1 protein-coding gene is annotated in these 5,076 nt (G+C 74.4%); it reads left to right on the forward strand.

Annotated features, from left to right (window positions below; translation table 11 throughout):
• Positions 1-5,076: amino acid adenylation domain-containing protein (locus ACIP4Y_RS38405; protein WP_401401796.1), on the forward strand; the 5,076-nt coding region annotated here is incomplete at both ends.

Below are 5,076 nucleotides of genomic sequence, written 5' to 3' on the forward strand. Positions count from 1 at the left end.
TGGAGTTCCTGGGCCGGGCCGACGACCAGGTCAAGATCCGCGGCTACCGGATCGAACTCGGCGAGATCGAATCCGTACTGGCCGAGCACCCCGGTGTCCGTGAGGCCGTCGCCGTGGTCCGGGACGAGCAGCTCGTCGCCTACCTCGTCCCGGCTGCGGACGAGGCGCCGTCCGGCGCCGAACTCGTCGCCCTGTGCGGGCAGTCGATGCCCTCGTACATGGTGCCCGCGGCCTTCGTCACGCTGGACGCGATCCCGCTGACGCCCAACGGCAAGCTCGACCGGCGTGCCCTGCCCGCCCCGGACCGCACCGCCTACGCGGCCTCCCGCTATGTCGCCCCGCGCACCCCGCTGGAGGAGCGGATCGCCGCCGTGTGGCGGGACGTGCTCGGCGTGGACCGGGTCGGTGTGCACGACGGGTTCTTCGACCTGGGCGGCGACTCGATCCGCGCGGTCTCCCTCGTCGGCGCCCTGCGCGCCGAGAACCTGGACGTCTCCGTCACGGACGTCTTCGCCCGGCGTACCGTCGGCGACCTCGCCCACCTGCTGGCCGAGCGCGGCGACCTGACCGCGACCCGGGGTCCGGTCGAGCCGTTCGCGCTGCTGTCGGCCGAGGACCGGGCCGCGCTGCCGGACGGCCTGAGCGACGCCTACCCCATGTCCCAGGTGCAGACCGGCATGGTGGTCGAGCTGCTCGACGGCGGCGACGCCTACCGCAGCTTCGTCGCCTACCGGGTGCGCGACCCCCACCCGTTCTCCGAGGAGGCCCTGCGCCGGGCCGCGCGGACCGTCGTCGCCCGGCACGAGCTGCTGCGGACCTCGTTCGACCTGCACTCCTTCTCGGTGCCGATGCAGCTGGTGCACGCCGAGACCGAGGTCCCGGTCACCGTCCACCACGTGCCCGGTGCGGCCGGGGACGAGCCGGACGACGAGCTGATGCGGCTGCTGCTGGCCGAGCGGAACGCGGAGATCGACCTCGGGCGTGCCCCGCTGCTGCGGGTGACCGCCTACGTCACCGCCGACGGCTGGTGGCTGTCGCTGTCCCGGCCGCACGCCATCACCGAGGGCTGGAGCCACAACTGGCTGCTGTCCGAACTCATCGGCTGCTACGACGCGCTGCGCGACGGCCGGGAACCCGCGCCGCACCAGGCACCGGACGTCCGCTACGCCGACTACATCGCGGCCGAGCTGGACTCCCTCGCCTCCGCCGAGGACGCGGCCTACTGGCAGGACATCGTCGACAGCCACCCGCCGCTCACCCTGCCCGACGGCTGGGAGCGCGCCGCGGAACCCGGCGACGGCTACGACCTCGTGCTGCCCCTCGCCGACCTGGAACCCGGCCTGCGCGAGGTGGCCACCCGGCTGCGGACCTCCGTCAAGAGCGTGCTGCTGGCCGCCCACACCAAGGTGATGAGCCGGCTCACCGAGTCCCCGGCCTTCCACGTGGGCCTGGTCGTCGACGCCCGTCCCGAGATGCTCGGCGCCGACCGGGTGTACGGCATGCACCTCAACACCGTGCCGTTCCCGGTGGACCGCACCGCCCGCACCTGGCGGGAGCTGATCACCCGGGTCTTCGACCGGGAGGTCGAGCTGTGGCCGCACCGGCGCTACCCGTTCCCCGCCCTGCAGCGGGCCTGGCGCGGCGGTCGGCTGGTGAGCGTCGCGTTCAACTACGTCGACCTGCCGCGCCTGGACGGGGAGGACGGCGACGAGACCCGCGCCGACGCCCGGCTCGGCACCAACCGCACGGAGTTCGACGTCACCGTGCACTGCCGGCCCGACCGGCTGAGCCTGTCCACCCGGACCGCCGTCCTCGGCCGGGCCGACGCTGAGCGGCTGCGCGCGATGTACCGCGCGGTGCTGGAGGCGATGGTCGCGGACGTCGACGGCGACGCCCGTGCCGACTGCCTGCCGGACGGCGAGCGCCGGCTGCTGCTGGAGACCCTGACCGACACCGCCCGCACCCCGGTCGACCTGCGGGTGCCGGAGGAGTTCCAGCGCCGTGCCGCGCGCACCCCGGACGCCGTGGCCGTCACCGCCGACGACCGGGTGGTGACCTACGGGGAGCTGAACGGCCGCGCCAACCGGCTCGCCCACCATCTGCGCGGACTCGGGGTGGGACCGGAGACCCTGGTCGCCGTCTGCCTGGAGCGTTCGCCCGAGCTGGTCCTCGCCGTGCTGGCGGTGCTCAAGGCCGGCGGTGCCTATCTGCCGCTCGACCCGGACGCGCCCGCCGACCGCCTGCGGTTCATGGTGGAGGACGCCGGTTCCCGCTTCCTGCTCACCGCCGGGGCCACGGCCGCCGCGGTGCCCGAGGCGGAGGGCGTGACCCGTGTCCTGGTCGACGCCCCGGACGCCTGGAGCACCCGCCCGGCCACCGACCCCGAGCCGCTCGCCGGGCAGGACGACCTGGCCTACGTCATCTACACCTCCGGCTCCACCGGCCGCCCCAAGGGGGCCATGGTGCGCCGCGACGGCATGGGCAACCACCTGCTGGCGAAGGTCGAGGACCTGGAGCTGGACGCCGGCGACAGCGTCGTGCAGAACGCCTCCCCGGCCTTCGACATCTCCGTGTGGCAGATGCTCGCCCCGCTGGTCGTCGGCGGCAGCGTGCGCACGGTCGACGGGACCACGGCGCTCGACCCGAAGGAGCTGTTCGCCCGGGTCGCCGCCGAGGACGTCACCGTCCTGGAGGTCGTGCCGTCGCTGCTGCGGACCGCGCTGGACTACTGGGACGCGGGGGCCGCGGCGCCCGCGCTGCCGCGGCTGCGCAGGCTGGTGGTCACCGGCGAGGCGCTCCCCGCCGAGCTGTGCGACCGCTGGCTCGCCCGCCACCCCGGCATCCCGCTGGTCAACGCCTACGGCCCCACCGAGTGCTCCGACGACGTCACCCACGCCGTGCTGTCCGACACCGCTGCCCTCGGCGCCCGGGTCCCGATCGGCCGGCCGGTGCGCAACACCCGGCTGTACGTGCTCGACGAGTGGCTGCGCCCGCTGCCCGTGGGCGTACCCGGCGAGCTGTACGTCGGCGGCGCCGGCGTCGGCCGCGGCTACCTGGGCCGGCCCGGGCTCACCGCGGAACGCTTCGTGCCCGACCCGTACGGGCCCGCCGGCGCCCGGCTGTACCGCACCGGCGACCTGGCCGCCTGGCGGGCCGACGGCAGCCTGGACTTCCTGGGGCGCCTGGACGACCAGGTCAAGGTCCGCGGACACCGGATCGAGCTGGGCGAGATCGAGGCCGCGCTGGGCGCCCACCCCGCGGTCCGGCAGGCCGTCGTGGTCGTCCACGAGGAGCGGCTCGTCGCCTACCTCACCACCCGCGGCACCGAACGGCCCGCCCCCGAGGAACTGCGCGACCGGCTCGCCCGCACGCTCCCGGAGTACATGCTGCCCGCGGCCTACGTCACGCTGGACGCCATCCCGCTGACGCCCAACGGCAAGCTCGACCGGCGGGCGCTGCCCGCGCCCGACGACACCGCCTTCGCCCGCGGCGCCTACCTGGCACCGCGCGACGCCGAGGAACAGCGGATGGCCGAGGCCTGGGCGCAGGCCCTGGGCGTGGCCCGGGTCGGTGTCCGCGACGGGTTCTTCGACCTGGGCGGCGACTCCATCCGGGCCGTCGCGCTCGTCGGCGCGCTGCGCGCCCAGGGCGTCGACCTGGCGGTGCGCGACGTCTTCGAGGCCCGCACCGTGGAACGGCTTCTCGAGCTGGTCGCCGGCCGGGAGACGCTCACCGCGGCGGAGCGGGCGTTCGTGGCCCCGTTCGCGCTGATCTCCGCCGAGGACCGCGCCCGGCTGCCGAAGGACGTGACGGACGCCTACCCGGTGGGCCGCACCCAGCTCGGCATGCTGATCGAGACCACCGGCGGCAACCGGAACCCGTACCACATCGTCAACACGTTCCGGGTCGCCGACGACCGGCCGCTGGACCCGCGGGCCCTGCGCGCCGCCGCCCGGGTGCTCGCGGCACGGCACGAGATGCTGCGCACCTCCTTCCACCTCACGGGCTACTCGGTCCCGCTGCAACTGGTGCACGCCTCCGTCGAGATCCCGGTCGCCGTGCACAGCGTGCGCGGGCTGACCGAGGAGCAGCTGACCGCGGCCCGCTTCGAGCTCCAGGCCCGGCAGCGCGCCGCCACGTTCGAGATCGACCGGGCCCCGCTGATGCGGATCCTCGCGCACGAGGAGAGCGACGAGGCCTGGTGGGTCACGTTCACCCAGTCGCACGCGATCACCGAGGGCTGGAGCTACCACCAGCTGCTGGTGGAGCTGCTCGACTGCTACCGGGCGTTCCGGGACGGCGGCGAACCGGAACCGTACGCGGTGCCCGAGGTGCGCTTCGCCGACGCGGTCGCCGCCGAACTGGCCGCACTGGACTCGGCGGACGACCGCGCCTACTGGCAGCGCGTCACCACCGGGCACGCGCCGGTGGCCCTGCCCCGCGACTGGGCCGGCACCACCGCCGAGCCGGTCTACGAGGAGGTCCCCTTCGACGACCTCGGCGACCGGCTGCGGGAGCTGGCCGCCACGGCCGGCGTCTCCTACAAGAGCGTGCTGGTCGCCGCGTTCATGAAGGTGATGGGCCAGCTCACCGACGAACCGGCCTACCACGCCGGCCTGGTGTGCGACACCCGGCCCGAGGCGGCGGGTGCCGAACGCGTGCTCGGCATGTACCTCAACACGCTCCCGTTCGCCGTCGACCGCAGCGCCCGCACCTGGCGGGAGCTGGTCGGGCAGGTCTTCGACCGCGAGGTCGAGCTGTGGCCGCACCGGCGCTACCCGATGCCCGCCGTGCAGCGCGACTGGGGCGGCGGCCGGCTGATCAACGCCTACTTCAACTACATCGACTTCCACCAGGTCGACACCGGCAAGGTCGCCGCCGGCACGCGCATGACCAGCGCGGCCAACGAGTTCGACCTGACCGTCTTCAACCGCGGCGACCGCCTGTACGTCAACACCCGCGCCGACGTCATCTCCAAGCCGCACGCCGAGCGGCTGGCGGGGATGTTCCGTGCGGTGCTGGAGGCGATGGCGGCGGATCCGGAGGGGGATGCGCGGGCGGTGTACCTGCCCGCGG

Origin of the sequence: Streptomyces sp. NPDC088810, from assembly GCF_044750305.1 — a bacterium.
Taxonomy (GTDB): Bacteria; Actinomycetota; Actinomycetes; order Streptomycetales; family Streptomycetaceae; genus Streptomyces.